At 65.5% G+C, this 26,955-nt stretch carries 22 protein-coding genes; 10 read left to right on the plus strand and 12 right to left on the minus strand.

All coding sequences use genetic code 11. From position 1 onward, the window contains the following. Positions 1-165: 165 nt before the first annotated feature. Entirely contained in the window at positions 166-1,986 is a 1,821-nt protein-coding gene (locus tag ACN9M1_RS21835) for a methyl-accepting chemotaxis protein (protein ID WP_426398941.1), read from the minus strand. A gap of 97 nt (positions 1,987-2,083) precedes the next feature. Beyond that, a complete protein-coding gene (locus ACN9M1_RS21840) occupies positions 2,084-2,788 on the minus strand; it encodes a glycine zipper 2TM domain-containing protein (protein WP_426398942.1) in 705 nt (234 codons plus the stop codon). 264 nt (positions 2,789-3,052) lie between these two features. Between ACN9M1_RS21840 and ACN9M1_RS21845 the strand changes: the two genes are divergently transcribed. After that, positions 3,053-3,985, plus strand: a complete 933-nt coding sequence (locus ACN9M1_RS21845; protein ID WP_426398943.1) for a 2-hydroxyacid dehydrogenase — start codon at positions 3,053-3,055, stop codon at positions 3,983-3,985. A gap of 24 nt (positions 3,986-4,009) precedes the next feature. On the opposite strand, the gene ACN9M1_RS21850 is transcribed toward ACN9M1_RS21845, so the two are convergent. Beyond that, positions 4,010-5,251 (minus strand): branched-chain amino acid ABC transporter substrate-binding protein, encoded by a 1,242-nt coding sequence (locus ACN9M1_RS21850; RefSeq protein ID WP_426398944.1) that lies wholly within the window; start codon positions 5,249-5,251, stop codon positions 4,010-4,012. A 250-nt stretch (positions 5,252-5,501) separates the two neighbouring features. Here ACN9M1_RS21850 and ACN9M1_RS21855 point away from each other — a divergent pair, with 250 nt between their 5' ends. The 3 genes from ACN9M1_RS21855 (at position 5,502) to ACN9M1_RS21865 (ending at position 8,197) form a co-directional block, all read left to right on the plus strand. Beyond that, the gene (locus ACN9M1_RS21855; protein WP_426398945.1) at positions 5,502-6,176 is read left to right on the plus strand and encodes a TetR/AcrR family transcriptional regulator; all 675 of its coding nucleotides are present in this window, start codon (positions 5,502-5,504) and stop codon (positions 6,174-6,176) included. Positions 6,177-6,217: 41 nt separating this feature from the next. Further along, positions 6,218-7,663: an MFS transporter gene (locus ACN9M1_RS21860; protein ID WP_426398946.1), complete on the plus strand. Its 1,446-nt coding sequence runs from the start codon at positions 6,218-6,220 to the stop codon at positions 7,661-7,663. 84 nt (positions 7,664-7,747) lie between these two features. Then, positions 7,748-8,197, plus strand: a complete 450-nt coding sequence (locus ACN9M1_RS21865; RefSeq protein WP_426398947.1) for an HIT family protein — start codon at positions 7,748-7,750, stop codon at positions 8,195-8,197. Positions 8,198-8,206: 9 nt separating this feature from the next. Here ACN9M1_RS21865 and ACN9M1_RS21870 read toward each other — a convergent pair whose 3' ends face one another. From ACN9M1_RS21870 to ACN9M1_RS21885, 4 genes are read right to left on the minus strand one after another with little or no spacing between them, the layout of a single operon-like run. Beyond that, positions 8,207-11,383 (minus strand): efflux RND transporter permease subunit, encoded by a 3,177-nt coding sequence (locus ACN9M1_RS21870; protein WP_426398948.1) that lies wholly within the window; start codon positions 11,381-11,383, stop codon positions 8,207-8,209. Positions 11,384-11,394: 11 nt separating this feature from the next. Then, on the minus strand, positions 11,395-12,600 hold the full coding sequence (locus tag ACN9M1_RS21875; protein WP_426398949.1) for an efflux RND transporter periplasmic adaptor subunit: 1,206 nt from the start codon (positions 12,598-12,600) through the stop codon (positions 11,395-11,397). 33 nt (positions 12,601-12,633) lie between these two features. Next, entirely contained in the window at positions 12,634-13,863 is a 1,230-nt protein-coding gene (locus tag ACN9M1_RS21880) for a TolC family protein (RefSeq protein ID WP_426398950.1), read from the minus strand. A 41-nt stretch (positions 13,864-13,904) separates the two neighbouring features. Continuing rightward, the gene (locus tag ACN9M1_RS21885) at positions 13,905-14,222 is read right to left on the minus strand and encodes a hypothetical protein (RefSeq protein ID WP_426398951.1); all 318 of its coding nucleotides are present in this window, start codon (positions 14,220-14,222) and stop codon (positions 13,905-13,907) included. A 233-nt stretch (positions 14,223-14,455) separates the two neighbouring features. On the opposite strand from ACN9M1_RS21885, the gene ACN9M1_RS21890 reads away from it, so the two are divergent. Further along, positions 14,456-15,130, plus strand: coding sequence for a heavy metal response regulator transcription factor (locus ACN9M1_RS21890; protein ID WP_426398952.1), 675 nt, complete (start codon positions 14,456-14,458; stop codon positions 15,128-15,130). Between the two features lie 8 nt (positions 15,131-15,138). Further along, positions 15,139-16,557, plus strand: coding sequence for a heavy metal sensor histidine kinase (locus tag ACN9M1_RS21895; protein ID WP_426400703.1), 1,419 nt, complete (start codon positions 15,139-15,141; stop codon positions 16,555-16,557). 4 nt (positions 16,558-16,561) lie between these two features. On the opposite strand, the gene ACN9M1_RS21900 is transcribed toward ACN9M1_RS21895, so the two are convergent. Then, complete coding sequence (locus tag ACN9M1_RS21900; protein ID WP_426398953.1) at positions 16,562-16,924, minus strand: DUF2917 domain-containing protein; 363 nt, start codon at positions 16,922-16,924, stop codon at positions 16,562-16,564. Between the two features lie 254 nt (positions 16,925-17,178). Between ACN9M1_RS21900 and ACN9M1_RS21905 the strand changes: the two genes are divergently transcribed. Continuing rightward, a complete protein-coding gene (locus ACN9M1_RS21905; RefSeq protein WP_426398954.1) occupies positions 17,179-18,135 on the plus strand; it encodes a TauD/TfdA dioxygenase family protein in 957 nt (318 codons plus the stop codon). A gap of 2 nt (positions 18,136-18,137) precedes the next feature. Here the strand turns inward: ACN9M1_RS21905 and ACN9M1_RS21910 are convergent, their stop codons facing one another. Next, entirely contained in the window at positions 18,138-19,670 is a 1,533-nt protein-coding gene (locus tag ACN9M1_RS21910; protein ID WP_426398955.1) for a M20 family peptidase, read from the minus strand. A gap of 159 nt (positions 19,671-19,829) precedes the next feature. Here ACN9M1_RS21910 and ACN9M1_RS21915 point away from each other — a divergent pair, with 159 nt between their 5' ends. Genes ACN9M1_RS21915 through ACN9M1_RS21925 form a run of 3 tightly spaced genes read left to right on the plus strand, consistent with a single transcriptional unit; the run spans position 19,830 to position 22,430 of the window. Further along, a complete protein-coding gene (locus ACN9M1_RS21915) occupies positions 19,830-20,639 on the plus strand; it encodes a MetQ/NlpA family ABC transporter substrate-binding protein (protein WP_426398956.1) in 810 nt (269 codons plus the stop codon). Positions 20,640-20,659: 20 nt separating this feature from the next. Further along, on the plus strand, positions 20,660-21,796 hold the full coding sequence (locus ACN9M1_RS21920) for a methionine ABC transporter ATP-binding protein (protein ID WP_426398957.1): 1,137 nt from the start codon (positions 20,660-20,662) through the stop codon (positions 21,794-21,796). Beyond that, positions 21,777-22,430, plus strand: a complete 654-nt coding sequence (locus tag ACN9M1_RS21925) for a methionine ABC transporter permease (RefSeq protein ID WP_426398958.1) — start codon at positions 21,777-21,779, stop codon at positions 22,428-22,430. The genes ACN9M1_RS21920 and ACN9M1_RS21925 overlap by 20 nt, the downstream gene beginning before the upstream one ends. Positions 22,431-23,056: 626 nt before the next feature. Here the strand turns inward: ACN9M1_RS21925 and ACN9M1_RS21930 are convergent. From ACN9M1_RS21930 to epsC, 3 genes are all read right to left on the minus strand, one after another. After that, positions 23,057-24,907: a family 2A encapsulin nanocompartment cargo protein cysteine desulfurase gene (locus ACN9M1_RS21930; RefSeq protein ID WP_426398959.1), complete on the minus strand. Its 1,851-nt coding sequence runs from the start codon at positions 24,905-24,907 to the stop codon at positions 23,057-23,059. Continuing rightward, the gene (locus ACN9M1_RS21935; RefSeq protein ID WP_426398960.1) at positions 24,882-25,820 is read right to left on the minus strand and encodes a family 2A encapsulin nanocompartment shell protein; all 939 of its coding nucleotides are present in this window, start codon (positions 25,818-25,820) and stop codon (positions 24,882-24,884) included. The genes ACN9M1_RS21930 and ACN9M1_RS21935 overlap by 26 nt, the downstream gene beginning before the upstream one ends. A gap of 90 nt (positions 25,821-25,910) precedes the next feature. Further along, positions 25,911-26,912: a serine O-acetyltransferase EpsC gene (gene epsC / locus ACN9M1_RS21940; RefSeq protein WP_426398961.1), complete on the minus strand. Its 1,002-nt coding sequence runs from the start codon at positions 26,910-26,912 to the stop codon at positions 25,911-25,913. Positions 26,913-26,955: the final 43 nt, after the last annotated feature.

The raw sequence follows: 26,955 nt of genomic DNA on the forward strand, positions 1-26,955 counted from the left end.
GAGGGACATATGCCGGTCGCCCACTGCCCTCGCCGTGCCAATCCACTGCAGCGGCAATGTTGATCAACCCCACCGCACGATTTGGTTGCAACCCTGAAACACAAAGCCGCGCACGAGGCGCGGCTTGCATGCGTTGCTACCAACTGCGTTACGTCTGGATCTGCGTCAGAACTGTTCCCAGTCGTCCGCGTCATCGGAGGTGGTTGCCAGGGCGAGCTTGCCGGGCTTCGACGCAGCAGGAGCGGCGGCAACCGGAACAGGTGCCGGAGCTGGCGCAGACGCGACAGGCGCAGCGGATGTGGGAGCGGGAGCCGCAGCGGACTTGCGCGCAGCACGTGCCGTTGTGGTGGTTTTCACAACGGGCTTGCGCGGCACCGGCTTGGCGGCAGCCGGAACGGAAGATGCCTTCGGCGCAGCAACCGACGCAGTCGGGCTGCTCCCATCCGGCAAGCGGAACGACGCCACAGCCGCGCGCAGCACGCCGGCCTGCTCTTCCAGCGACTGCGCGGCGGCAGCCGCTTCCTCCACCAGCGCGGCGTTCTGCTGTGTGACCTGGTCCATCTGGTTCACAGCCTGGTTGACCTGTTCGATGCCGGAGCTTTGCTCGTCCGACGCGGCCGAGATCTCGCCCATGATGTCAGTCACGCGCTTGACGGCCACCACCACTTCGTCAATCACCGCGCCAGCCTCCGTCACCAACGCCGACCCGTTTTCCACGCGGCCCACGGAATCGCTGATGAGTTCCTTGATCTCCTTGGCCGCCGTCGCCGAGCGCTGCGCCAGGCTGCGTACCTCGCCCGCCACCACCGCAAAGCCACGACCTTGCTCGCCTGCCCGTGCGGCTTCCACCGCAGCATTCAAAGCGAGGATGTTGGTCTGGAAAGCGATGCCTTCAATCACGCCAATGATGTCGGCGATCTTCTTGCTGCTGTCATTGATGCCCGACATCGTTTCGATGACGCGGCCCACCACTTCGCCACCCTTGACGGCGACGTCCGACGCGCTGCCCGCGAGCTGGCTCGCCTGGCGTGCGTTGTCCGCGTTCTGCTTCACGATGCTGGTCAGCTCCTCCATGCTGGAAGCGGTTTCCTCCAGCGAGCTGGCTTGCTCTTCCGTGCGCTGCGACAGGTCCATGTTGCCGGCCGCAATCTGCTTGGTGGCGGTGGCAATGGATTCGCTGCCCCCGCGCATCGTTTGAATGGTGCGGATCAAGCCGCCCTGCATGTCGATGAGGCCACGCGTGAGCGCGCCCATCTCGTCCTGGCTGGTCACCGTGATGTGCTCGGTCAGGTTGCCGCGCGAGATCTCGCCAAAGTGGCCCAGCATGCGTGACAGCGGCACGGAGATCGCGCGATGCAGCCCGAACGCACAGCCGAGCGCTGCCGCAATGCCGACCACGATGGCGCCGATGGACAACGTCAGAAACGCCTGCGTGCGCGCCACCGCGCCGTCATACGCGGCCTTGGCTTGTTCGGCCTGGTTGCGGTCCAGCGCCTCCACAGCGGCGGACAGCGCCACAAACTGCGGCGGAATGATCTTCATCACCACCTTGTCGGCCGTCGCAACATCGTGGGCACGCAGCGCGGCAATCAGCGGCTCGATACCGTCGCGGAACAGCGCTGCGCGCTTGGCCTCGACTTCAGCCGCCAAGCGGGATTCTTCCGCGCTCATCGGCAGCGCCTTGTATTGCTTCCAAGCGTCTTCCGACTTAGCTCGGTAGCCGTTGGCCTTGTCGATGATGGCGCCGATGTCAGCCGCATCGGGGTGGAACACCGCGCGGTCCAGTGTCGTGCGCACGATGGCGGCATTCAACTGTGCCTTGCCGACGAGCGACGTCGAGGCCAGCTGATTGCCATAGATGTCTTTGATGTTCGCGTCGGACGCGCGCATGCCGACCACGCCGATGGTGCCGATGGTGGCCAGCAACACCGCCAGCAGCGCCAGCGCGGCATTGAGTCGGAAGCGGATAGAGAGTCGATTAAGCATGGCAGTCGGAGCGGGTTATCGCTTCCGGTATATCGGCCGGCTTGCCGCATTTCTTAAGCGGGCCGGCCTCCCATGCCGGGGTATTGCTCAGATGTGGTTAGTACGGCACCGCCATGTTGTTTTCGATGCGCGCGCGATCACCCGGGCGCAAGCCGTTCGGGTTGTTCTGCGTGAGCGTGACGCGGGAGTTGTCATTCAGGCGCATCGTCACCTGATAGGTCTGACCGACCACGGTGTTGCCTTCCACCGCGTTGCCAGCCATCGCACCCGCCACCGCGCCGCCAATGGTTGCCACGGTGTTACCGCGTCCGCCGCCCACCTGATGGCCCAGCAGGCCGCCCACCACACCGCCCAGCACCGCACCCACACCCGAGGGTTGGCCACGCACCGGCACGGCGTCGATGCGTTCGACCACGCCGTAGCGGTTGTCCGCGGGCGCCTGATAGGCAGAGCCATTGTCCGAGGGATACGGCGAATAGTTGGGTTGCGAATAGACCGGCGCCGGCTGCTGCGACGGATACGGCTGCTGCGGATAAGGCTGCGGCGCGTTCTGGTCGTAGTTGTTATAGCCATTGCTGTACGTGCTGGTGCTGTCGTACCCGCCGGTATAGCCGTTGCTGTAGGTGGTGGTGCCGTAGCTGTTGCTGTAGGCACTGCTGCCTGCGGCATAGCCTGCGCCGTAGCCCGCGCCATAGCCGGGGTACGGCGCGGTCACACAGCCCGTCAGCCCTGCTGCTGCGGCTGCCAACGTCGCCACCGCCACCCACCGCCCTGCGCGTGCTGCCTTGTTCATTGCTTGCATGATGAATCCCGTCTTGTGGACGAGGCGTCTGGTCCGGGCCGGTGTCTATCCCGCCCGCGGCAATGCGCCTCTTGCCGCAAAGTCTATGCCGCCGCCTTGATTGCCCGTGAAACCAAACCCGTTCATTGGTAACGCGGTGTAACCGCACCGGGGCCTGGGCTTCACGCCCAGGCTAAACGGCATGCCGCAGCGCGCGCTATCATCGCCGGGCGCCGTACGCGGCACCCCCTACGACAAGACGCGGCCGCCATTCACCTCCTCACCATGCAACCGACGCTCCTGATCCTCATTGCGATGACGCCCGACAACGTGGCGCAGATCGCCGAACACTTTCACGTGATCCACGCTCCCACCCGCGCGGAACGCGATGCTGCCATCGCCCGCGAAGGCGCCGACATCCGCATCGTGCTCACCAATGGCTCGACGGGCCTCACCGGTGCGGAAATGGCAGCGATGCCCAAGTTGGAACTCGCGTGCGCGCTGGGCGCAGGCTACGAGAACATCGATGTGGAAGCCGCACGCGCACGCGGTGTGGTGGTCGCCAATGGCGCCGGCACCAACGACGCCTGCGTGGCCGACCACGCGTTCGGCCTGCTGCTGGCTGCGGTGCGGGGCATCCCCAAGCTGGACCGCGCCACGCGCAACGGCGTCTGGCGCGACGACATTCCGCTGCAACCCGGCGTGTGCGGCAAGCGCCTAGGTATCGTTGGGCTGGGCACCATCGGCATGCAGATCGCGCGCCGTGCGGCCGGCTTCGATATGCAAATCGGCTATCACAACCGCAGGCCGCGCGAAGGGGTGTCGTACCGCTACTTTGATGCGCTCAAGGACATGGCCGAGTGGGCCGACTTTTTGATCGTCGCGACCCCGGGCGGCGCGCAGACCAAGCACCTCGTCAACCAGACGATTCTGGAAGCGCTGGGCCCGAACGGCACCGTGGTGAACATCGCGCGCGGCAGCGTGGTCGATACGGCAGCGCTGGAGGCGGCCATCCGCGCAGGCAAGCTGGGCGGCGCGGGGCTGGATGTGTATGAGAGCGAGCCCAAGCCGCCGGCGGGGCTGCTGGACCTGGAGCAGGTCGTGCTGAGCCCGCACATTGCGGGCTGGTCGCCGGAATCGGTGCAGGCCACGGTGGATCGTTTTCTGGAGAACGCCCGCGGACACCTGGTGGGCACAGGCGTGGTGTCCCCGGTCTAAGCCAGGGACACCTGCATCACAGAGTTACGACGTCGGCCTCTTCATCTGGCACGACGTCGGCTGTGCGCCCAGGTGTGGCTCCAGCGTGACGTCGGTGCGCCAGCCGTAGCCGGTGTTTTCCTGGTCGTACTTAATCTTCTTGCCGTCGGCCTTGACCCAGGTAGTTACGTACAGCGTCTGCTGGGCCTGGTGATCGGTCTTGCGCATCTCGACGGGGCCGTTCAGGCTGTCGACCGTCATGCCTTCCATGACCTTCGCCACCTTGGCCGGCTCGGCGGAACCGCTGGTCTTGATGGCCTTCGCCAGGAAGGCAATGCCGGTGTAGACATCCGCGTTGAAGAAGTCGTCGTTGTACTTCTTCTTGAAGCCGTCGAGCACAGCGCTCGTCTTCGGGTTGCCGTCGTTCGGCGCGAAGTAGCTGATCACCTTCACGCGGTCTGCGCCCGATGCGCCCATCGCTGTCGGCACACCCGTGGTGCCGGCGTAGTACGTATAGAAGTTGGTGGTCAGGCCCGCATCCTTTGATGCGCGAATCAGCAGCGCCAGATCGCTCCCCCAGTTGCCGGTGATGACCGTGTCGGCACCCGACGCACGAATCTTCGCCACATACGGGGAGAAATCCTTCACCTGCGCCAGCGGGTGCAAGTCTTCACCCACGATCTGGATATCCGGGCGCTTGCGTTTCAAGTACTCCTTGGCGGCACGCGCCACCTGGTGGCCGAACGAATAGTTCTGGTTCAGCAGATAGACCTTCTTGATGTTCTGATCCTTGGCCAGGTAGCTGGTCAGGGCCTCCATCTTCATATCGGAGTTGGCGTCCAGGCGGAAGTGCCAGTAGTTGCACTTGCTGTTGGTCATGTCCGGATCGACCGCGGCGTAGTTGAGATAGATGATCTCCTTGCCGGGGTTGCGGTCGTTGTACTTGGCAATGGCGTCCTGCAGCGCCATGCCTACGCTGGAACCATCGCCCTGGGCGACGTAGCGGATGCCCTGATCGGTGATCTGCTTGAGGATCGTCAGGCTCTCTTGCGGCGAGACCTTGTTGTCAAAGCCGACGACTTCAAACCTGGTGCCGTTGCCGCTCCAGTTCTGCTGGTTGGCGAGGTCGGCCGCGTATTGCCAGCTGCGCAACTGGTTCTGGCCCAGCGCGCCCATCAAGCCCGAGAGCGGATCGATCCAGGCGATCTTGACGGTCTCGGCGTGCGCCGTGCCAGCCAATGCGCCAACGGTGGCCGCTGCGCACAGCGCGAGTCGGAATGCCTTCATGCAAATGTCTCCTGATGTCTTATCTCTTATCGGTGGACGCCGTGCTGAAGGCATCGTCGAGCATGGTTCTTGCCGGGGTCTGTTGACACCGCTCCGCAAACCAAGGCTTACGGCAGCTCGATCCTTCCATACACAAACGTATGTGCATGGTAGGAAGGCGTTTGTTGACGTGTCAACCCTCGCAAACCTGGGGGCGTCAGCCTGCTTTAAGCGCTGGACAGCCGTGTTAGCGCGGCTAGAATCCGCCTTCATGCCCAAGCCCTCCCCGCTGATCGACGAACACGACGCATCCGCTGACGCCGATGCCGCTGAAGCCGATGCCTCCGCCGCCACTGCGCCGCGCGCGCAGCTCACGCCCAACGACTGGGTGCGCGCCGCCACCGATCTGCTCGTCACCAAGAGCATCGATGCCGTGCGCGTGGACGTGCTCGCCAAGCAGTTGGACGTCACGCGGGGCAGCTTCTACTGGCACTTCAAGAACCGCGATGATCTGCTCCACCAAGTGCTGCAAGACTGGAGCGAACGCACGCGCATCGGCCCCAAGCTCGAACGACAGAACGCATCCGTGCAGGGCCTGGTGCGTGACCTGCTAGCACTGCCGTTTCGCGGTCGCAGCGCACGACGTACAGCGATGATCGAATTCGCCATCCGCGCCTGGGCACGGCGTGACCCGATGGCACAGGAAGCCGTTGACGCGGTGGACGAACACCGCATCGATTACTACATCCAGCACTTCCAGGCGATCGGCTTTGCGCGCAAGGATGCCAAGACGCGCGCGTTCATGCTCTACGCCTACCAGCTCTCCGAGGCGCTGCTGTGGAACCAGGGCAGCAAGCCCGACAAGGATGCGCGCCGCCGCTTCTTTGAAGACACGCTGCTGGCTGATGCGCCGCTTGCCGCCTCGCGCGACGCCGCGCAGGAATAAAACGTGCTGCATGGCGCGCATGCCATCCTGCGTGCGCTGCGATGCCCGGTTCCGCCACTGCCCACTCCTCCGATCTGCCCAGCCGGCTTGACCGCCTGCCCTGGAGCCGCTTCCACACGCGCGTGGTCATCGCGCTGGGCATCACGTGGCTGCTGGATGGGCTGGAGGTAACGCTGGCCGGCGCGGTGGCCGGCGCCCTCAAGCAAAGCCCTGCGCTGCACCTCAGCAACGCGCAGGTTGGCGTGGCCAGCAGCGCTTACCTGGTGGGCGCGGTGCTGGGGGCGCTGCTGTTTGGCTGGCTGACGGATCGATGGGGCCGCCGCAAGCTGTTCTTCATCACGCTGGGCGTGTACATCTCGGCGACAGCGGCGACGGCGTTTTCATGGAACTTCGCCAGCCTCGTCCTCTTTCGGATGCTCACGGGCGCGGGCATCGGCGGGGAATACGCGGCCATCAACTCGACCATCCAGGAGCTGACGCCGGCGCGCGTGCGCGGGTGGACGGACCTCGCCATCAACGGCACGTTCTGGGTGGGCGCGGCGCTGGGTGCCGGAGCAACGCTGTGGTTGCTGGACCCAGCACACATGAGCGTGGATACCGGCTGGCGGCTGTGCTTCCTCATCGGCGCGGTGCTGGGGTTCGTCATTCTGGTGATGCGCTTCTGGATTCCGGAGAGCCCGCGCTGGCTCATTACGCGCGGCCGGCATGACGAAGCGCAAGCCATTGTGTGCGACATCGAACGCGACATCACCGCACGTGGCCATTGCTTCGACACCGCACCGCTGCCCGCGCTGCGCCTGCGCAGCCGCGGCCATCCGGGCCTGCTTGAAGTGGCGCGCGTGGTCTTCGTGCAGCACCGTCAGCGCGCATTGGTGGGGCTCGCGCTAATGGCAGCGCAGGCGTTCTTCTACAACGCGATCTTCTTTACCTATGCGCTGGTGCTGACGGATTTCTATGACGTGGCAGCCACGAAGGTGGGCACGTATCTGCTGCCGTTCGCGTTGGGCAACTTCCTCGGGCCGCTACTGCTCGGGCGCTTGTTTGACGTGGTTGGCCGGCGCACGATGATTGCCGCCACCTATGCGATCAGCGGTGTGTTGCTGCTGGCAAGCGGCGTGCTGTTCAAGGCAGGCGTGCTGGACAGCGCCACGCAGACGCTTGCGTGGACGGTGGTGTTCTTCTTTGCGTCGGCCGCCGCCAGCTCGGCGTATCTGACGGTCAGTGAAACGTTTCCGCTGGAAGTGCGTGCGCTGGCCATCGCGCTGTTCTATGCCGTCGGCACGGGGCTGGGTGGCGTGGCCGGCCCCGTGCTGTTCGGCTGGCTCATTGACACCCATTCGCGCAGCGCGGTGTTGAGTGGCTATGTGTTCGGTGCCGTGTTGATGCTGCTGGCCGCCGCCGTGCAGGCCCGCTGGGGGACCGCTGCGGAACGCAAACCGCTCGAGCACGTCGCCGCGCCGCTGTCGTTGGACGACCGCACGGCTTGATCCAGGCCAAGTCTAGGCTGCGCGCGCGGTCGCCTGCGGCATATATACTGCCCGCTGCCATTTTCCCGTTTGCCGGAGACACCCATGCCCGAAGCGACCACCCCCGCGACGTACAACGACCAAAACATCTTCGCCAAGATCCTGCGCGGCGAGCTGCCCTGCATCAAGGTGTACGAAGACGAGCACACGCTGGCCTTCATGGACATCATGCCGCAGGCCGAGGGCCACGTGCTGGTGCTGCCCAAGGAGGGCGCGGCGGAGTTATTCGACCTGTCGGACGAGGCTGCTTCGGCCGCCATCCGCACCACGCGCAAGCTGGCGCGTGCCGTGCGCGCAGCGTTCACGCCGCCGGGCATCGCCATCTTCCAGCTCAACGGCAGCGCCGCCGGCCAGACCGTGCCGCACGTGCACTTCCACGTGCTGCCACGCTACAGCGATACCCCGCTCCAACCGCACGCTCGCGTGCAGGCCGACAACGACAAGCTGAAGGCCCACGCCGAGAAGATCATCGCGGCACTGCAGGCCGACCAGTAACGCCCTTCCCTACGGCGCGGCGGACGGCACGGCCGAATCCGCCTGCGCCGCGACGTTTCGTGCGTCATCCCGTCGATAGGCCAACCGGTACAGCACCGGCAGCACCAGCAGCGTGAGCGCCGTCGACGACAGAATCCCGCCGATCACCACCGTTGCCAGCGGACGCTGCACCTCTGCGCCCGTCCCGGTCGCCAGCGCCATCGGCACGAAACCGAGCGATGCCACCAGAGCCGTCATCAGCACCGGGCGTAGACGTGTCAGTGCGCCCTCACGCACGGCAACGTCGACCGACTTGCCGTCCTCGCGCAGGCTGCGGATGAAGCTCAGCATCACCAGCCCGTTGAGCACCGCCACGCCCGACAGCGCGATAAACCCCACCGCCGCCGAAATCGACAACGGAATGCCGCGCAACGCCAGCGCCAGAATGCCGCCCGACAGTGCAAACGGAATCCCCGAGAACACGAGCAGTCCATCCTTCAGGTTGCCGAACATCATGAACAGCAGCGTGAACACCATGGCCAGTGCCAGCGGCACCACAAGCTGCAGGCGCCCGGTGGCGGACTGCAACTGTTCGAACTGCCCACCCCACGCCATCCAGTAGCCGGTCGGCAGACGCACCTGCGCATCCAGCACGGCCTGCGCTTCTTCGACGAACGAAGCGATGTCGCGCCCGCGCACGTTGGCGCTGACGACGATGCGGCGTTTGCCGTCTTCCCGGCTGACTTGGTTGGGGCCGGTCACTTCATTGAGCGTGGCCACGTCGGATAGCGGCACGTAGCCCTGGCCGTTGGGCAATGCGAGTGGGAGACGACCCAGTGCAGCGGGGTCACTACGTGCGGTTTCCGGCAGGCGCACAACGATGCCGAAGCGGCGGTCACCCTGGAACACCGTGCCCGCATCCTTGCCGCCGATAGCAGCGGACAGCGTGTCCTGGATTGCTCCGATGGAGAGGCCATAACGCGCCGCCTTGTCCCGATCAATATCGACGTTGAGGAACGGCAGACCGCCGGTCTGTTCGATCTTCACCTCAGCGGCGCCGGCCAGTTTGCCGAGTTGCGCCGCGATGAGTCTCGCCTGGGCCTCTAGTACGCTCATGTCGTCACCAAACACCTTGACAGCCACATCGCTGCGCACGCCGGAGATCAGCTCGTTGAAGCGCAGCTGGATCGGCTGCGAGAACTCGTACGCATTGCCGGGCAGTGCATCCACCGTCGCCTGGATGTCGGCGAGCAACTGGTCGCGAGTGCGCCGTTTGCCGTCTGGTCCGTTAGGCCAGTCTTTCTCAGGCTTGAGCATGATGTAGCCATCGGAGATGCTGGGCGGCATCACATCGGTGGCCACCTCGGCGGTGCCGGTGCGCGCGAAGACGCGTTCGATCTCGGGAAACTTCGCCTTGAGCGTGCGCTCGATCTGCATCTGCATCTCCAGCGATTGCGCCAACCCCGTGCCCGGCACCCGCATCGCCTGGATGGAGAAATCGCCTTCGTTCAGGTTGGGCACGAACTCTGCACCGAGGCGCGTGGCAGCCACCAGCGAGACCGTCACGGCCACCGCAGCAAACGTGAGCACCACAGCGGGCGCCGCGAGTACACGCTCGAGCAGCGGCGCATACAGATTGCGCGCCCAGGTCATCAAGCGGTTCTCTTTCTCGGCCACCCGATCGCCAATGAACAACGCTACGGCTGCGGGCACAAACGTGATTGAGAGCACCATGGCCGCAGCCAGCGCCAGCACCACCGTAATCGCCATCGGGTGGAACATCTTCCCCTCCACGCCCGAGAGCGCAAAGATCGGCAGGTACACCACCATGATGATGAGTTGACCGTACAGCAGCGGGCGCCGTGCTTCGCGGGCGGCTTCGAATACCTCTTCGAAGCGTTCCGCGCGCGTGAGTGGTCGGCCACGTGCCTCCTGCGCATGCGCGAGACGCCGCACGCAGTTCTCGACGATCACCACCGCGCCGTCAACGATGATGCCGAAATCCAGCGCGCCCAGGCTCATCAGGTTGGCGCTCACCTTGGCCGAGACCATACCGCTGAAGGTCATCAGCATCGACAACGGAATCACCAGCGCAGTCAGCAGCGCCGCACGCAGGTTGCCGAGGAAGAGGAACAGAACAGCCATGACCAGAATGGCGCCTTCCAGCAGGTTCTTCTTGACCGTGGCGATGGCCTTGTCGACCAGCACCGTGCGGTCGTACACCGATTCCACGCGGATGCCCGCCGGCAGCGTTTTACGGATCTCCTGCATGCGCTTGTCCACCGCCTGCGAAACGGTGCGGCTGTTCTCGCCCATCAGCAGGAAGGCGGTGCCCAGCACGACCTCGCGGCCGTTGCTGGTGGCGGCACCCGTGCGCAACTCACTGCCGCTCTCGATGGTGGCAACGTCACGCAAGCGCACCGGCGTGCCGTTGGGGCTGGCGAGCACGACGTTGCCGATATCGGCCGCGTCACGCAACTGGCCTGGCGCGCGGACGAGATATTGCTCGCCCTTGCGCTCGATATAGCCAGCGCCGACGTTGGCGTTGTTGCGCTCCAGCGCGGTCACCACATCAGCCAGCGCGAGCTTGTACGACGCCAATCGTTCGGGGCTCGTAGCAACCAAGAACTCCTTTGCGAATCCGCCGATGGTGTTCACTTCGGTCACGCCCGGCACGTTGCGGATCTGTGGGCGGATCACCCAGTCCTGCAGTTCGCGCAGGTCGGCCGGCGTATACGCGGTGCCATCGGGCTTGCGCGCGTTGGCATCCGCCTCGACGGTCCATAGATAGATCTCGCCAAGGCCCGTGGAGACCGGCCCCATGCTCGGTGAGATACCGGCGGGCAACTGTTCCTTGGCGGCCTGCAAGCGCTCGCTCACCAACTGGCGGGCAAAGTAGATATCGGTGCCCTCCTTGAAGATCACCGTCACCTGCGACAGGCCATAGCGCGAGAGCGAACGCGTCTGCTCCAGCTTCGGCAGACCGGCCATCGCCGTTTCCAGCGCGTAGGTAATGCGCTGCTCGGTCTCCAGCGGTGAATAGCCCGGCGCAGGCGTGTTGATCTGCACCTGCACGTTGGTGATGTCGGGCACCGCATCAATCGATAGGCGTGTGTAGCTGTACGCGCCGAATGCAGCGGTGGCCAGCACAGCCAGCAGCACCAGCCAGCGTTGCGCGATGACGGTGCGCAGAAGGCGTTCAAACATGGCGCCTCCGTTTAGTGGCCGTGGTCGGCAGACTTGCCGGCTTCGGCCTTCAGCACGTAGCTGTTGGCAGCGGCGTAGCGCGTGCCGGCGGGCAGGCCTTCGAGGATTTCCGTCCAGGTGCCGTCCGTGCGGCCGGTCTTGACGGGGCGCACCTCAAAGCCGGTCGGCACGGGCACGAACACGGAAGGCTTGTCGTCGACGTTCTGTACGGCATCGGCACGCACGGCCACCGGCACCTGCACGCAGCCCGATTCAACCGACACGTTGACGAACATGCCGGGGCGCCAGGCCAGCTTGGGGTTGTCCAACGTCACGCGTGCTGGGGCAGTACGGGTCTGTTCACCCAGCAATGCACCCACGTACGACACCTTGCCCTGCACGGCCGTGCCGGTGGCCGTGGCGCGCACGGTGGCGGCGGCGTTGGCGGTCACCGCCTCCAGGTCTTTTGCCGTGACGGAGAAGTCCGCCCATACGGTGCGCAAGTCCGCCACGGTAAAGACGGCGGTTTCCGCCTGCACAGCCTCGCCCTGCGACAGATGCTTGGCGACGACCACGCCATCAAACGGCGCACGCAACTCAAAGCGGTTCAACGCCGAACCGGCCGGTGCCGCGCCAATGGCTGCTAGCTTCTGGCGCGCGTTGTCTGCGGCGATGCGCGCTTCCTGCAACGCAGTACGTGCCTGCTGATAGTCCTGCTCGGCGGCGATGCCCTGTTCCCACAGGCGCTTTTCGCGCGCGTGCGTTTCCTGCGCGAGTGCGAGGCGCTGCTGCGCGGCTTGCAGTTCGCTGCGCTGGTCCGACAGCGCGGGGCTCGACAGCACGGCCAACAGTTGCCCACGCGTCACCGGCTGGCCCAGCTCCACCGCCACCTTCTCGGCCACGCCGGCCACACGCGGCACGACGTGGGCGGTGCGGTCTTCGTTCAGCTTGATCTCTCCGGGCAGAACGACTTCCGTGCTCAACTCGGTCGCGCCTGCGGTTTCCACACCGATCTTGGCGTTCGTGATGGCCTCGGCCGTCATGGCCAGGGTTTCGGCATGAGGCGCCTCTTCGCCATGCCCCTCTGCCTGTTGCGCGGTGGCGGGCACGGGGGCCGCTTCCGCCTCGGAGGCGGCTGTCTGGCGCGCGCCCATGCCGAACCACAGCCCGGCGGCGGCCAGCGCGCCCAGCATGACGATGAGCGCGATGGCGCGCCGTTGTTGCGGTGGAAGTGTCATATCAGCAGGGTCAGCAGAAAAGGGATGGCGGCATCACCGGCCGAGAATGCGGTCAATGCCGGCCGCCGCCTGATGCGCGCGCGACAGCGCGGCCAAGTACTGCGCACGCGCCTGGAACAGCGTGCGCTGGGCGTCCAGCACATCGAGAAAATTGAACTTGCCGGCATCAAAACCGATGCGAGCGGCGTCATAGGCGCGCTGCGCGCCGGGCAATACGTCTTGCCGCAGCGATTGCACGGCGGTGCGGGCCGCATCGAGCCGCGCAACATCCTGCGCAAGCGTGGCGTTCTGTTCAAGCTGCAAGGCGCGGTAGTCTTCAAACGCCTTGTCGGCCAGCCGCTGCGCTTCGAGCTGGGCGCCCTGGTTGCGGTCGAACAGCGGCAGCGGCACAGCAATGCCGAGTACCGCCATGTTGTTGTTCGCGGCGCTGTCGCGCTTGGCCCCGACGCTGAGCGTCACGTCGGGCACGCGCTTGCTGCGCTCGACGTTGGCGAGTGCTTGGCGGCGGTCGATCTCCAACCGGGCGCGCACGGCGCGCGGCGTGTTCACTAAGGCGCCGGTAGCCTGACGCGCTTCGGGCGGCACGATGGGTAAGGTCTCTGCAGTGCCGTCAGCTTCGGGCATGGCAGAGGCGCTGCCCCAGAAGGCAGCCAATGCACGCTGCGCCACCTGCAGCTCAGCGCGCGCATCGCGCAGTTCGATGGCGGCGCTGGCACGGGCAACGCCGGCCTTGGTCTGTTCCACCGGTGACACCTTCCCCGCTTGCACACGCCGCGTGGCGGCCGATTCTGCCTGCGCGGCCAATGTGTCGGAGGCCTGCGCGAGCGTCAAGCGCTCCTGCGCAATCACCAGATCAAAAAAAGCGCGCGTGACATCGGCACGCAACTGGGCCTGCAGCACGGCGGCATCTTGTGCTGCGGCATCTCGGGCGATTTCCGCGGCGCGCGTGCGTGCACTGCGCTTGCCGCCGAGTTCTAGTGGGATGTTCAGTTGCGCCGTTATCGTGGCGCGGTCGCGGCGGACGTCCTCTGTCGTGAAGGCGGCCTCGGGATTGCGCAGCCGGCGGGCCTGATCGAGCGCGCCTTCGCTGGCGGCGACTTCATAACCGGCCGCGGCCAACGCGGGATGCGTCTGCACCGCGCGCTCGACAGCCTGCTGCAGCGTCACGCGTTCAGACGCCGTAGCAGCCGGTTCACCTGGCGTAGAAAGCGCCACCGCGGCAACCGGGTCAGCCGCCGCCGCGGTAGCCAAAGGGGCAGCCAAAAGACACGCAAGAGCTGCCCCGACGGACTGAAAGCCACGCATTACGCGTTGGCGCCATCGGTGTACGGATCACGGCCGCGCGGGCTGATGAGGCCGCCGTCGGTGTACGGGTCGCGCGTGCCGGCGCGGGCTTCGAGCGCGGCTCGTGCGGCACCGTCGGTGTATGGGTCACGTGCACCGGACCGGGCGCCATCGGTATAGGCATCGCGCGCGCCAATCCGGGCGCCATCGGTGTACGGGTCACGCGCGCTGTTCTTGGCCTGCGGCACTGTCACCGATTGCGCAGCCACGGCCGTGCCCGTTGCCAGCAGGGCAGCCAGAGCCGCCAGGGGAAGCACACGTTGGAATCGAATCGCCATGAGAATCTCCTTCGAAAAGCCCGACACCAGCAAATAGGGAGCAAACAGGAAGGGGGGCGGTGTCAGTGCGGCCAGTCTAGGGAGGCGTGCCCCACGCGGGCATGACCCGAAAATGACAAACTTGTCATCTTCAGCCCAGCGTGCGGCGTTTTGGCATATCGTGGCGGCAATCGGTAATCACGGGTCACCACGGCAGCCACGGCGGGGCCAGACGCGCCCGCCCTTTTGTTCTCATGCGACTGCTCATTGTTGAAGACGAGCCCAAGGCGGGCGACTACCTGCTCAAGGGTCTGACGGAATCCGGCTTTGTGGCCGACCTCGCCCGCACGGGCCCCGATGGCCTTTTCCAGGCCATGGAACACGACTACGACCTGATCGTGCTCGACGTCATGCTGCCCGGCATGGACGGCTGGCAGGTCCTGCAGGAACTGCGTCGCCGCAAGAGCACGCCGGTGTTGTGCCTGACCGCCCGCGACGAACTGGCCGACCGCCTGAAGGGCCTCGAGCTGGGCGCGGACGACTACCTCGTCAAACCCTTCGCCTTTGCCGAACTGGTGATGCGCGTGCGCACCATCCTGCGGCGCGGCCCGATGCGCGAAAGCGACGTCCTCGAAATTGCAGACCTGACCATCGACACCATCAAGCGCCGCGTCACGCGCGCTGGGCAACGCATCGACCTGACCGCCAAGGAATACGCGCTGCTGCACCTGCTGGCGCGCCGCGCGGGCGAGGTGCTCTCGCGCTCGCTGATTGCCTCACAGGTGTGGGACGTCAATTTCGACAGCAACACCAACGTGGTCGACGTGTCGATCCGCCGCCTGCGCGCCAAGGTGGACGACCCGTTCGAGCACAAGCTGATCCACACGTTGCGCGGCATGGGCTACGTGCTGGATCCGGTGGGTCGCTGATGGGCCCGTTGATGCGCTGGCCTGCGTCCCTTGCCGGCAGGCTTGTGCTGACGTTCGTGGTGGTGGCATCGGTCACGCTCACGGCGGCAGGCGCGTATCTGTACTACGCGCTCAACGCGCAATTGCGTGCGACCGATGATGCCATGCTGATCGGCAAGATCACGCAGTTGCGCCACCTGGCCAGCGAAGCGCAGAGCGCTGACGACCTGGCGCGCACCGCGCACCGCTATACCGATGTGGTATCCGGCCACGATGGCCTGATCCTGCGCATTGCCACGCCCGAAGGCCGCACGCTGGTGGAGGTGAACCCCGAGGGCGAACAGGTCACGATGCCGCCGCTGGTGCGGGCGGCGGCGGTGCCGTCGGAATCGGCCGTGCATACGTGGACGTCGATGACCGGCATGGCATCGCGGGCGGTGGCGGCAGAGGCACCGCTGGGACAAAGCGGCGCAAACGTCATCGTGCTGGTCGCGCAGGATGGCGACAGCCGTGCCGTGCTGCTGACCAATTACCAGCGCCACATCGTGTTTGCGGTGATTGGCGGCGTGGTGGCGGTCGCACTGTTGAGCCTGTTGCTCGTGCGCAGCACGTTGCGCGGCCTGGCACGCATTGGCAAGCAAGCGGCGGCCGTGGTGCCCAGTCAGCTCGATACACGCCTCACGCTGCAAGGCGCGCCGCGCGAGTTGGCCGATCTGCTGGTTTCGCTCAACGCCATGCTCACGCGCCTGCAGGATGGCTTTGCGCGGCTGACGCAGTTCTCGGCGGACTTGGCACACGACTTCCGCACGCCGCTCGCCAACCTCGTCGGCCAGACTGAGGTCACGCTCGCGCACCCGCGCACGGGTGAGGAATACCGCAGCGTGCTCGAATCCAACTTGGAGGAATATGCGCGCCTGTCGCACATGATCGAAGACATGCTGTTCCTCGCCCGCGCGGACCACGCGCGCGTGGCGCTATCCATCGCGCCGCTGGATGCGCGGCACGAGGTGCAAGTGCTGGTCGATTATTTCGAGGCGGTGGCAGCGGACCGCGACATCGCCATCGACGTGAGCGGCGATGCGCAACTGCATGCCGATGCCACGCTGCTGCGCCGAGCGATCAACAACCTGCTCGACAACGCGCTGCGCCACACGCCTTCTGGCGCGCGCATCGACGTGGTGATCGAACAAACCACGGACGGGATCGGCATTGCCGTGCGCAACCCAGGGCCGGGCATTCCGGCCGCCAGCCTGCCGCTGCTGTTCGAGCGGTTCTACCGGGGCGACCCCTCGCGAGCGCAATCCGGGGCGCAATCGAACCAGTCCACGGGCTTGGGACTGGCCATCGTGAAGACCATCATGGACCTGCACGGCGGTCGCGTGCAGGCCAGCAGCCCGCCCGAAGGAGGCTCCGGGCAGACCGAGTTCCGGCTGGTGTTTCCCACTTAGGCACTCAGGTGCCAATCCGCAATGCCGACGGCGTACGCGCTGCATCTTGCCCGTCGTCGCGCAGCAGCCGGCGATAGGTGGCACCCACCAGCAGCGCAATGAAGCGCAGCAGGCGGCGCGGTGCGTTGATGTCTTCCGTCACGGCAAAGCGCGCAGGCGTGCCTTCGACCGGTTCGCCCGACAGCCAGAAACGCACACCCGCCGGCACGTCGATCGATTGGCCAGGCTTGAGCCAGATGTCCTGCAACTGATGCTCTTGCGTGACCCACAACCGCCCGGCCTGTGCGGCGATGGTTTGGGCCCGTGCCGACCGCCAGCTCACCGGCACGCCCGGCCGGTCAAGTTCAAAGATCCTGATTTCGCGCATGATGGAGACTCCTGTGCCGGGGTTCGTGGTGGATTTTTTATGGGGACTGCGGATCGGCACGACTCCATCTTGCGCGGCGGGCCACACCGTTGACATGAACAGTTGCGAACACTTTGGCTGAACTGTTCAGCATCTTTCGCGAACAGTTCAGCGAAATGACGGACTGAACTGCATTTGGATATGTGGAACCGTTCGTTTTCCGCCCCGCGCCGGCTGGCTAGCATGGGGGGATCCTTGTTCTTGCCGGAGCCCCTATGTCGCACGATCGCCACACCCACATCGACACTACGTTTGGCGCGCTGCGCGTCCGCCGCGTGGCCGGGCACATTGGCGGCGAGGTACTCGATATCAAGCTGGGGGATGACCTGCCGGAAGACACGTTTGCCAGCGTGTATGCGGCGCTGTTGAAGTACAAGGTGTTGTTCTTCCGCGATCAGCAACACCTGGACGACGACCGCCACCAAGCGTTCGGCAAGCGTTTCGGCCGCATCGTTGCGCACCCGACCGTGCCGGCGCCCACCGGCACGCAACTGTTTGAACTCGATGCTTCAAAGGGTGGCGGCCGCGCGGATTCCTGGCACACCGACGTGACCTTCCTCGATGCGTTTCCGAAGGTGTCGATCCTCCGCGCGGTGACGATTCCGGCCTATGGCGGCGATACGGTCTGGGCCAACACGGCACGCGCCTACGAACAATTGCCCGACACGCTCAAGCAACTGGCCGAGCAACTCTGGGCCGTGCACACCAACGACTACGACTACGGTGCCGAGCGCACGCAACTGGATGGCGCCCGCCTGCGGCATCACCGGGATGTGTTTGCCGCCGCGGTGTATGAAGCCTCGCACCCGGTGGTGCATGTGCACCCGGAAACCAGCGAGCGCGCCCTGCTGCTCGGCCACTTCGTCAAGCGCTTTGCCGGCCTGCCGGGCAGCGAGTCCACGCGCCTGTTCGAGCTACTGCAGAGCCGCGTCACGCGGCTGGAGAACACCGCGCGCTGGCAATGGCGGCAGCACGACGTGGCCATCTGGGACAACCGCGCTACGCAGCACTACGCCATCAACGACTATGGCAACCAGCCGCGCGTGGTGCGCCGCGTGACGGTGCACGGCGACACGGCCATCTCCGTGGACGGCAGCCGCAGCACGCAACTGCGCCGCCCCGAAGCCATCAACGACGCGCACATCGACGCGCTGGTGGCGGCTGCCCACTGACATCAGCCCGCCGCCTGCTGCACCAGCCGGTGGTAGAAGCGGATCAGCTCCACGAGGTTCGCCTCGCTAATCCGCTCGTTGGTGCCATGAAAACGCGGCAGGTCTTCTGGCTTGGCACGCACGGGGGAAAAGCGATACACATGGTCGGCGATCTCGGTCATGTGGCGCGAATCCGTGGCGCCGATCATCAGCCCCGGCGCTACCACCGTGCCCGGAAACAGCTCACGCACCGTCTTGTTGATCAGCTGATACGACGCCGACTGCGTGGGCGAGATGGACGATAGCGGCGACGCCTCGCTTGCGCCCGGCAGCTTGCTCAGTTCGAACTTGCCCTGCGGTGCGGCCGTCTTGGCCGCGTCTTCCACGTGCGCGGTGACGGAGGCAATGGTGTCACCCGGCAGCAAGCGGAAGTTGACCGTAGCCTCGGCGCGGCCGGGCAACACGTTGTCTTTATTGCCGGCCTGGAAGATGGTCAACGCCGTGGTAGTGCGCAGCATGGCGTTGGAGCTGCCCGAGGCCTCCAACTGCTTCTGCACCATCGGCCCGAACAGCCACAGATTGGACAGTGCCACGCGGCTGAAACCCTGCATCTCGGGCGCCAGCGTCGCAAACATCTCTTGCGCCACGCCGCGAATGCCGGCCGGTAGTTGATCATCGTCCAGCCGCTTGAGCGTGGCGCTCATCATGGCGATGGCGCTCTGGCCATGCGGCGGCGGCATCGACGAATGCCCCGGCGTGGCCGCCACCTTGAGCTGCACGGAGAGGAAACCCTTCTCCGCCACCCCAATCAACGCGGCCGGCTTGCTCAGGCCCGGCAGCACGCCTTCGGTAATCAGCAGGCCTTCGTCGATCACGAAATCGAGCCGCTCGCCGCGCGACTTGAGCAGCGCGGCGATCTGCTTGGCGCCACGCTCGCCGCCCACTTCCTCGTCGGCGCCAAAGGCCAGGTGGATGGTGCGGCGCGGTTTGAAGCCGCTGGCGGCCAGCAGCTCGATGGCTTCCATCTGCGAGATGAGGTTGCCCTTGTCGTCCCATGCGCCACGGCCCCAGACCATGCCGTCTTTCACCACGCCGTCGAAGGGTGGTTGGGTCCAGTCGCCCTCGGTGCCGGGCGCGATAGGTACCACGTCCTGGTGCGCCATCAGCATGATGGGTGGCAACGATGGGTCGGACCCCTTCCATGTATAGAGCAGCGCGAAGTCGCCAACGGGCTCGCGTTGCAGCACGGCGTGCGCCTGGGGGTAGCGCGCCTGCAACATCGCATGCAGCTGGCGGAACTGGTCGGCATTCAACTGTGCATCGGTGACGCTGGATACGGTGCGTGCGCGCACGGCTTCGGCAAGGTGCGCCGCTGCGGCTGCGCCATCCACGGCCACCGGCGTGACGGCGGGCACGTCCAACTGGCGGGAGCCGTGTCGCCACGTATTCACGCCAACAACCGCCGTCAGCCCCAGCAGGACGACGGCGATTGCCAACAGCAAACGCCCCACCACCCGCCCCGCCATCGCACGCCTGCGTTTGAAAGATGCTTGCATCGAAGCGACCCCTCCTTGAGATTGAACCGCCGGCCGAGCGCAAATATCGCCCCAACCCAGACCGAGTAACCATCTACGCAAATATTCGTGGGAATCGGGCGGGTTGCCATGCTGGAATCACCGCATGTTCCCTATGTTCCTTTTGCGGTATCCATGCCCATGAAACTCATCAAACGACTCTCCCTCGCCCTCTCCGCCCTCACCTTTGCGGCTGCCGCGCACGCGGCGCCGTTGCGCATTGGCGTCACGCCCGGTGCGCTGGCCGACTCCGTGGAGGTGGCCGCCGCCGAAGCCCGCAAGCAGGGGCTGGATGTCAAGGTGGTGGAGCTGACCGACTGGACCACGCCGAACGTCGCGCTCGCTGCCGGCGATCTGGATCTCAACTACTTCCAGCACCAGCCCTTCCTGGAAAACGCCATCAAAGAGCGTGGCTATGCGTTCAAGAGCGTGGGCATTGGCGTGCTGGGCAACATCGGCCTGTACTCCAGCAAGATCAAACGCCTGAGCGATTTGAAGGACGGCGCGCGCGTGGCGGTGGCCAATGACCCGGTCAACCAGGGCCGTGGCCTGTTGCTGCTGCAAAAGGCAGGGCTGATCAAGCTGCGCGATGGTGTCGGCGCACGCGGCACGCTGGGCGACGTGGTCGCCAATCCGAAGAAGCTGAAGTTTGTCGAAATCGAAGGCCCGCAGCTTGTACGCGCGCTGGATGACGTGGACTTGGCGCAGGGCTATCCCGCACACCTCGTCAACGCCGGCAAGGCCGACGTAGCCAGCGCCGGCCTGTTGTATTCGGGCATCGATGACGAGTACTTCGCCATCCGCTTCGTTGCCCGCAACGACAACGCCAACGACCCGCGCATCGCGCGTTTCATCAAGCTGTATCAGGATTCGCCAGCCGTGCGCCAGCAAGTGCGCACGTCCTATGCCAACGACGACAAGCTCTTCACCCTGCCCTGGGTGAAACGGTAAGACGGCAAAACGGTAAGGCCATGACCACACTCGTCTCAAACCCCGCACACCTCTGGACCGACGCGATCGCGCCGCATGCCAGACACGCCGACGCCGCCATCACCACACCCACCGCCGGCACCATCACCTTCCGCAACGTCGGCAAGACGTATCGCGCGGCGGCAGGCGATGTACATGCGCTGCAAGAGATCGACCTCGACATTCCGGCTGGGGGCATCTTCGGCATCATCGGGCGCAGTGGTGCCGGCAAATCCAGCCTGCTGCGCACCATCAACGGGTTGGAACGGCCCACCAGCGGACACGTGCTGGTGGATGGCGTGGATGTCGGCACGCTCGGCACGGCCGCGCTTGTGGGGCTGCGCCGGCGCATCGGCATGATCTTCCAGCACTTCAATCTGCTTTCCGCCAAGACGGTGTGGGAGAACGTCGCACTGCCGCTGAAGGTAGCGGGCGTGCCGGCCGCCGAGATCGCAGAGCGCGTGGACGCGCTACTGGCGCTGGTCGGGTTGGAGGGCAAGCAGCATGTGTATCCGGGGCGCTTGTCCGGCGGGCAGAAGCAACGCGTTGGCATTGCCCGCGCACTCGTGCATCGCCCCGAAATTCTGCTGTGCGATGAAGCCACCTCCGCGCTCGACCCTGAAACCACCGACGCCATCCTCGCCCTGCTGCGCGACATCAACCGCCGCCTGGGTCTGACTATCGTGCTCATCACGCATGAGATGGGCGTGATCCGCGATATCTGTGACAACGTGCTCGTGCTCGAAGCTGGCCGCATTGCCGAGCAAGGCCCCGTATGGCGCGTGTTTGGCGACCCGCAGCACGACGCCACACGGGCGTTGCTCGAACCGCTGCGCGGCGGCCTGCCCGAAGACGTGGCCCTGCGTTTGCTGCCGACGCCGCCCGCGCGTGCGCCGTTCGAGCAACTGATCGAACTCAGCTACACCGGCGCCGCTGCCGTGCCGGAGCTCGCGCACATTGCACAGGCACTGCACCAACCCACACGCCTGCTGCGCGCCGACCTTGACCGCATCCAGGGCCGCACGCAAGGGCGCGTACTGGTCGCGGCTGCGGGCAGCACGCTCTCAGCCAATGCGCTCGCGGCGCTGCAGTTGTCCCAACACACCCGGAGCCTCGGCTATGTCGCCGCTCACGATTGACCGCATCTGGCAGGGCTTGTTCGACACGCTGACGATGGTGTCGGCCTCTGCGCTGATCGCCGCGCTGGCCGGCATTCCGCTGGCGCTCATTCTGGTGCTGACGGCGCCGGGCAATGCGCTGGAATCGCCGCGCGTGCATCGCGTGCTGGGCGCGCTCATCAACGGCTTTCGGGCCACGCCGTTCATCATCCTGCTGGTGGCGTTGCTGCCGTTCACGCGGCTGGTGGTGGGTGCCACGATTGGCGTGTGGGCGGCCGTGGTGCCGCTGTCGATCAGCGCCACACCGTTCTTCGCGCGCATTGCCGAGATCAGCCTGCGCGAGGTCGACCGTGGGTTAGTGGAAGCCGCGCAGGCCATGGGCTGCGAGCGTCGTCACATCGTCTGGCACGTGCTGCTGCCCGAGGCCCTGCCGGGCATCATCGGTGGCTTTACGCTGACCGTGGTGTCGTTGATTGGCGCATCGGCTATGGCGGGTGCCGTGGGTGCGGGTGGGCTGGGCGATATCGCCATCCGCTATGGGTATCAGCGCTTCGATACTACTGTCATGGCGGTGGTGATCGTGGTGTTGATCGGGCTGGTGAGCTTGGTGCAGTGGGTGGGGGATGTTTCGGTGCGGCGACTGAAGGCTCGGTGAGAGCGCGGTGAGTTTTTTTGTTTGTGGTCCATCCCTTGTTTCATCCCCTGCCGGGGCTGACTCACTTTCTTTGTCTTGCCAAAGAAAGTAAGCAAAGAAAGGCGCGCCCGATGCGGCGAAAGACTCCTTGAATTTCTGTCGCAAGGAGGGAGGGGAGGCAAACTCGCTTCGCTCAGACAAGCCTCCCCTCTTTTTCCTCCTTGCAACAGAAATTCAAGGCGCCGCATAGGGCAGGAAAGTCAAAAGCCAAACCGTTGGCATACCAGCCAAAACGACAAGGCCAACCTCGCGATGGGTTGGCCTTTGTCTTTTGACGTTAGGCCCTTGATGGCGCCTTGAATTTCTGTGGGCGGGCGGATAAAGGAAGGAGGCCTGTCTGAGCGCAGCGAGTTTGCCTCCTTCCCCGCACGGTCACATAAATTCAAGGGGGTGTCGCCATCTCAAGCGCGCCTTTCTTTTGCTTACTTTTCTTTGGCAAGACAAAGAAAAGTGAGTCGGCCCCGGCAGGGGACGATACCGAGGATGGACCACAAACACCCGCCCCCGGGCAAAGGCCAAAACAAAAAACACCCCGCCAGCCCTAACACAGAGCCGACAGGGCGCCTTTCTCCAACGGTCCTAAAAGCTCACCGCCGCGCCAACGCCCCCACCACCCGCACGAGTTCATCCACCTCCTCGCACGTGTTGTAGAACGCCAGTGATGGCCGCACTGTGGCCTCCACCCCAAAGCGCCGCAGGATCGGCTGCGCGCAGTGGTGGCCGGAGCGCACGGCAATGCCTTCGCGGTTGAGCGCTGCGCCCACCTCCTCCGTGCGATACCCGGCCAACGTGAACGACAGCACGCTCGCCTTGTCGGCGGCCGTACCGATCGGCCGCAAACCGGGGATGCGCGACAGCCCATGCGTGGCATACACCAGCAGGTCATGCTCATAGCGCGCGATGTTCTCCAGGCCAATGCGATCGACGTAATCGAGCGCAGCGCCCAGCCCCACCGCATCGGCGATGTTGCCGGTGCCCGCCTCGAAGCGCGCGGGTGCGGGCTGGTACAGCGTCTTCTCGAACGTGACGTCGGCGATCATGTTGCCGCCGCCCTGCCACGGTGGCAGCGTATCGAGCAGATCCTGCTTGCCATACACCACGCCAATGCCCGTCGGCCCAAAAATCTTGTGGCCGGAGAACACGTAGAAGTCCGCATCCAGCGCCTGCATGTTCACACGCAAGTGCGAGACCGCCTGTGCGCCATCCACCAGCACGCGCGCACCTGCCGCATGTGCCAGCGCGATGATCTCCTGCACCGGCGTCACCGTCCCCAGCGCATTCGACACCTGCGTGACGGACACCAGCTTCGTCCGGCTGCTCAGCAGCTTGCGGTATTCGTCCAGCAGGATCTGGCCGCTGTCGTCCACCGGAATCACACGGATGCGCGCGCCCACCTGCGCGGCAAGCTGCTGCCACGGCACGATGTTGGCGTGGTGCTCCAGGTGCGAGACGATGATCTCGTCCCCCGCGCCGATGTGCTGACGGCCGAATGTCTGCGCGACGAGGTTGATCGCCTCGGTGGCGCCGCGCACGAAGATGATCTCGCTGGACGACTTCGCACCGAGGAAGCGCGCGACCTTGTTGCGTGCACCCTCGTAGGCATCCGTGGCACGCGCGGCCAGTTCATGCGCCGCGCGGTGGATGTTGGAGTTCTCGTGCGCGTAGAAATACGCCAGCCGATCGATCACCGCTTGCGGCTTGTGCGTGGTGGCAGCGTTGTCCAGCCAGATCAGCGGCCGGCCATTCACGCGCTCGGCCAGGATCGGAAAGTCACGCCGAACCGCTTGCACGTCGAACGTGCTGGCGCGATGCGGCTGGTGGCTGGTGTCACGTGACGCTTCCAACGTAGGCACCGTGGGTGGCGCAAGGAAGTAGAACTGCCCGGCCTGCGCCGCACCGCCCGGCTGCTGCAACGCGTCCGGCCCCGCGGGTGGCGTGCCGGCCGCGCCATCGATCAACCGTGCCAGCGCATCCGTGCCCGGCAGGTGGAACGGCTGCGCCGAGACGCGATCATCCGGCACACCCGCCTCCGATGCCGCCACCCCCGCATGCGGCACAGCGGACTGGTAGCCGCTCGCCTCACCCAGGAAGTAGTACGGCGAACTGGGTGCCGACACGGGATGAGCAGGTACTGGCTGGCCATGACCGGAAGCCACCTGCGGCAGCGCTGCCGCGTACTGCGTGGGCACGCCCAGCACAGGCACCTGCGGTGCAATCGGTGCAGCATCCGCAACGGGCAACGCACTCAGTTGCGGCGATGTGCCCACCGGTGTCAGATCGATGGCGGGCTCCGGCTCGCTGCCAGGTAGCGCCGTGAAGAATGCGTTGGCCAGTTGCGCCAGCGCAGCCACGTCCGGCAAACCCGCCGGCACATCCCCCGTCGGCAGCGCCAAGCCACTCACGCCGGGCGCATTACTTGTAGGTGTCGGGATAGTCATGGTACTTGCCGATCTCCACGTCTTCGAGCACCGCCAGCGCGTCTTCGGTCAGCACGGCCAGCGAGCAGTACAGCGAAATCAGATACGACGCGATGGCGTTCCGGTTGATGCCCATGAAGCGCACCGACAGGCCCGGGCTTTGCTCGCCCGCCACGCCCGGCTGGTACAGGCCGACCACGCCCTGGCGCTTGTCGCCCACGCGCAGCAGCAGAATCTTCGTGAGGCCGTTCTCGTCGATGGGCACCTTGTCCGAAGGAATCAACGGCAGGCCGCGCCATGTGAGGAACTGCGAGCCGAACAGGCTGACGGTGGGCGGTGGCACGCCACGGCGCGTGCATTCGCGGCCAAACGCGGCAATCGCCAGCGGATGCGCGAGGAAGAACGCCGGCTCTTTCCACACCTTGGTGATCAGCTCGTCCAGATCGTCCGGCGTGGGCGCGCCGGTGAGCGTGGAGATGCGCTGTGTTTCATCCACATTGGCCAGCAGGCCGTAGTCGGGGTTGTTGATCAGCTCGCTTTCCTGGCGCTCCTTGATGGTCTCGATGGTCAGGCGCAGTTGCTGCTGAATCTGGTCGTGCGGGCTGCTGTACAGGTCGGACACACGCGTATGCACGTCCAGCACCGTCGTCACCGCGTTGAGGAAGTACTCGCGCGGATGTTGGTCGTAGTCGACAAAGGTCTGCGGCAGCTCTGCCTCGTCGCGCTGCGAGCAGGCGACACGCACATCGCGCGGATTCTTCACGCGGTTCAGGCGGAAGATGCCCGCCTCCACCGGCTGCCATTGCAGCAAGTGCACCAGCCAGCGCGGGCTGATGGTGGACAACTGCGGAACGGTCTTGGTCGCGTTCGCCAACTGGCGTGCTGCGCTGTCGCCTAGCGCAGTGCGCACGTCCTGGGTATCTGCTTCTGCCATGCAATGACTCCCAACTTCACGTAGAAAAATGCCCCCGTTTCTCTGGCGGGTGCGGTGGAAAAAACCGGTAGAAGCGACGCGTCGGGCGAATCAGCGCGCGGGGTGAGCCTCGCTGTCGCGGCGCGGGTGCGGCCGAGGGTCGTGAACTCCGTCCTGAACCCCGCTCTGTACGTTGGCCTGGGTGACGCTGCTGCCCGGCGGCACGCTGCGCGTGAGCCACACGTTGCCGCCAATGGACGAACCGCGCCCGATGGTGATGCGCCCGAGGATGGTGGCGCCGGCGTAGATAACGACGTCGTCTTCCACCACTGGATGGCGCGGCGCGCCTTTCTCCAGGTGGCCATCGGCATCGGCGGAGAACCGCTTGGCGCCCAGCGTCACCGCCTGGTAGATGCGCACGCGTTCGCCAATCACCGCCGTCTCGCCAATCACCACGCCCGTGCCGTGGTCGATGAAGAAACCGCTGCCGATCTGTGCGCCGGGGTGGATGTCGATGCCGGTGTCGGCATGGGCGGTCTCAGCCACCATGCGGGCGAGTAGCGGCAAGCCAGCGCGGTACAGGTGATGGGCGATGCGGTGATGGATGACGGCGAGGATGCCCGGGTAGCACAGCAGCACCTCATCGACGCTGCGTGCGGCCGGATCACCGTGGTAGGCGGCCAGCACATCGGTGTCGAGCAAGCGGCGCAGCGTGGGGAGTGCCGCCGCGAAATCGCGCGCGAGTTGCACAGCCTCGGCGTCGGGATCGCGATCCACGGCACGCGCTTGGCGCACGGTGTGACGCAGTTCCAGCCGCACCTGTGCCACCAGCGCATTGAGTGCCGCGTCGAGCGTATGACCGACGTAGAAGTCTTCGCTTTCTTCACGCAGGTCCGTGGGCCCGAGCCGCATGGGGAAGAGTGCCCCGCGCAGCGCCTCCAGAATCTGCCGCACGGCCTCGCGCGAGGGCAGCTCGCGGCCCGTGACTTCGGTACGGCCGTTGCGGGCGCGCCAATCGGCCCGGGCCGCATGCAACTCGCTGACGATGCTATCCAATTGCCAGCCCGTGTCTTGCGCGGGCGCAGGCCTCCCCGCGATGACGCTATCGCTCATCGTCGCTCCCCTGTTCTGTTAGTTCGGCTGCTAGCCGGTACGG

Origin of the sequence: Ralstonia sp. R-29 (assembly GCF_049913345.1) — a bacterium.
Lineage (GTDB): Bacteria > Pseudomonadota > Gammaproteobacteria > Burkholderiales > Burkholderiaceae > Ralstonia.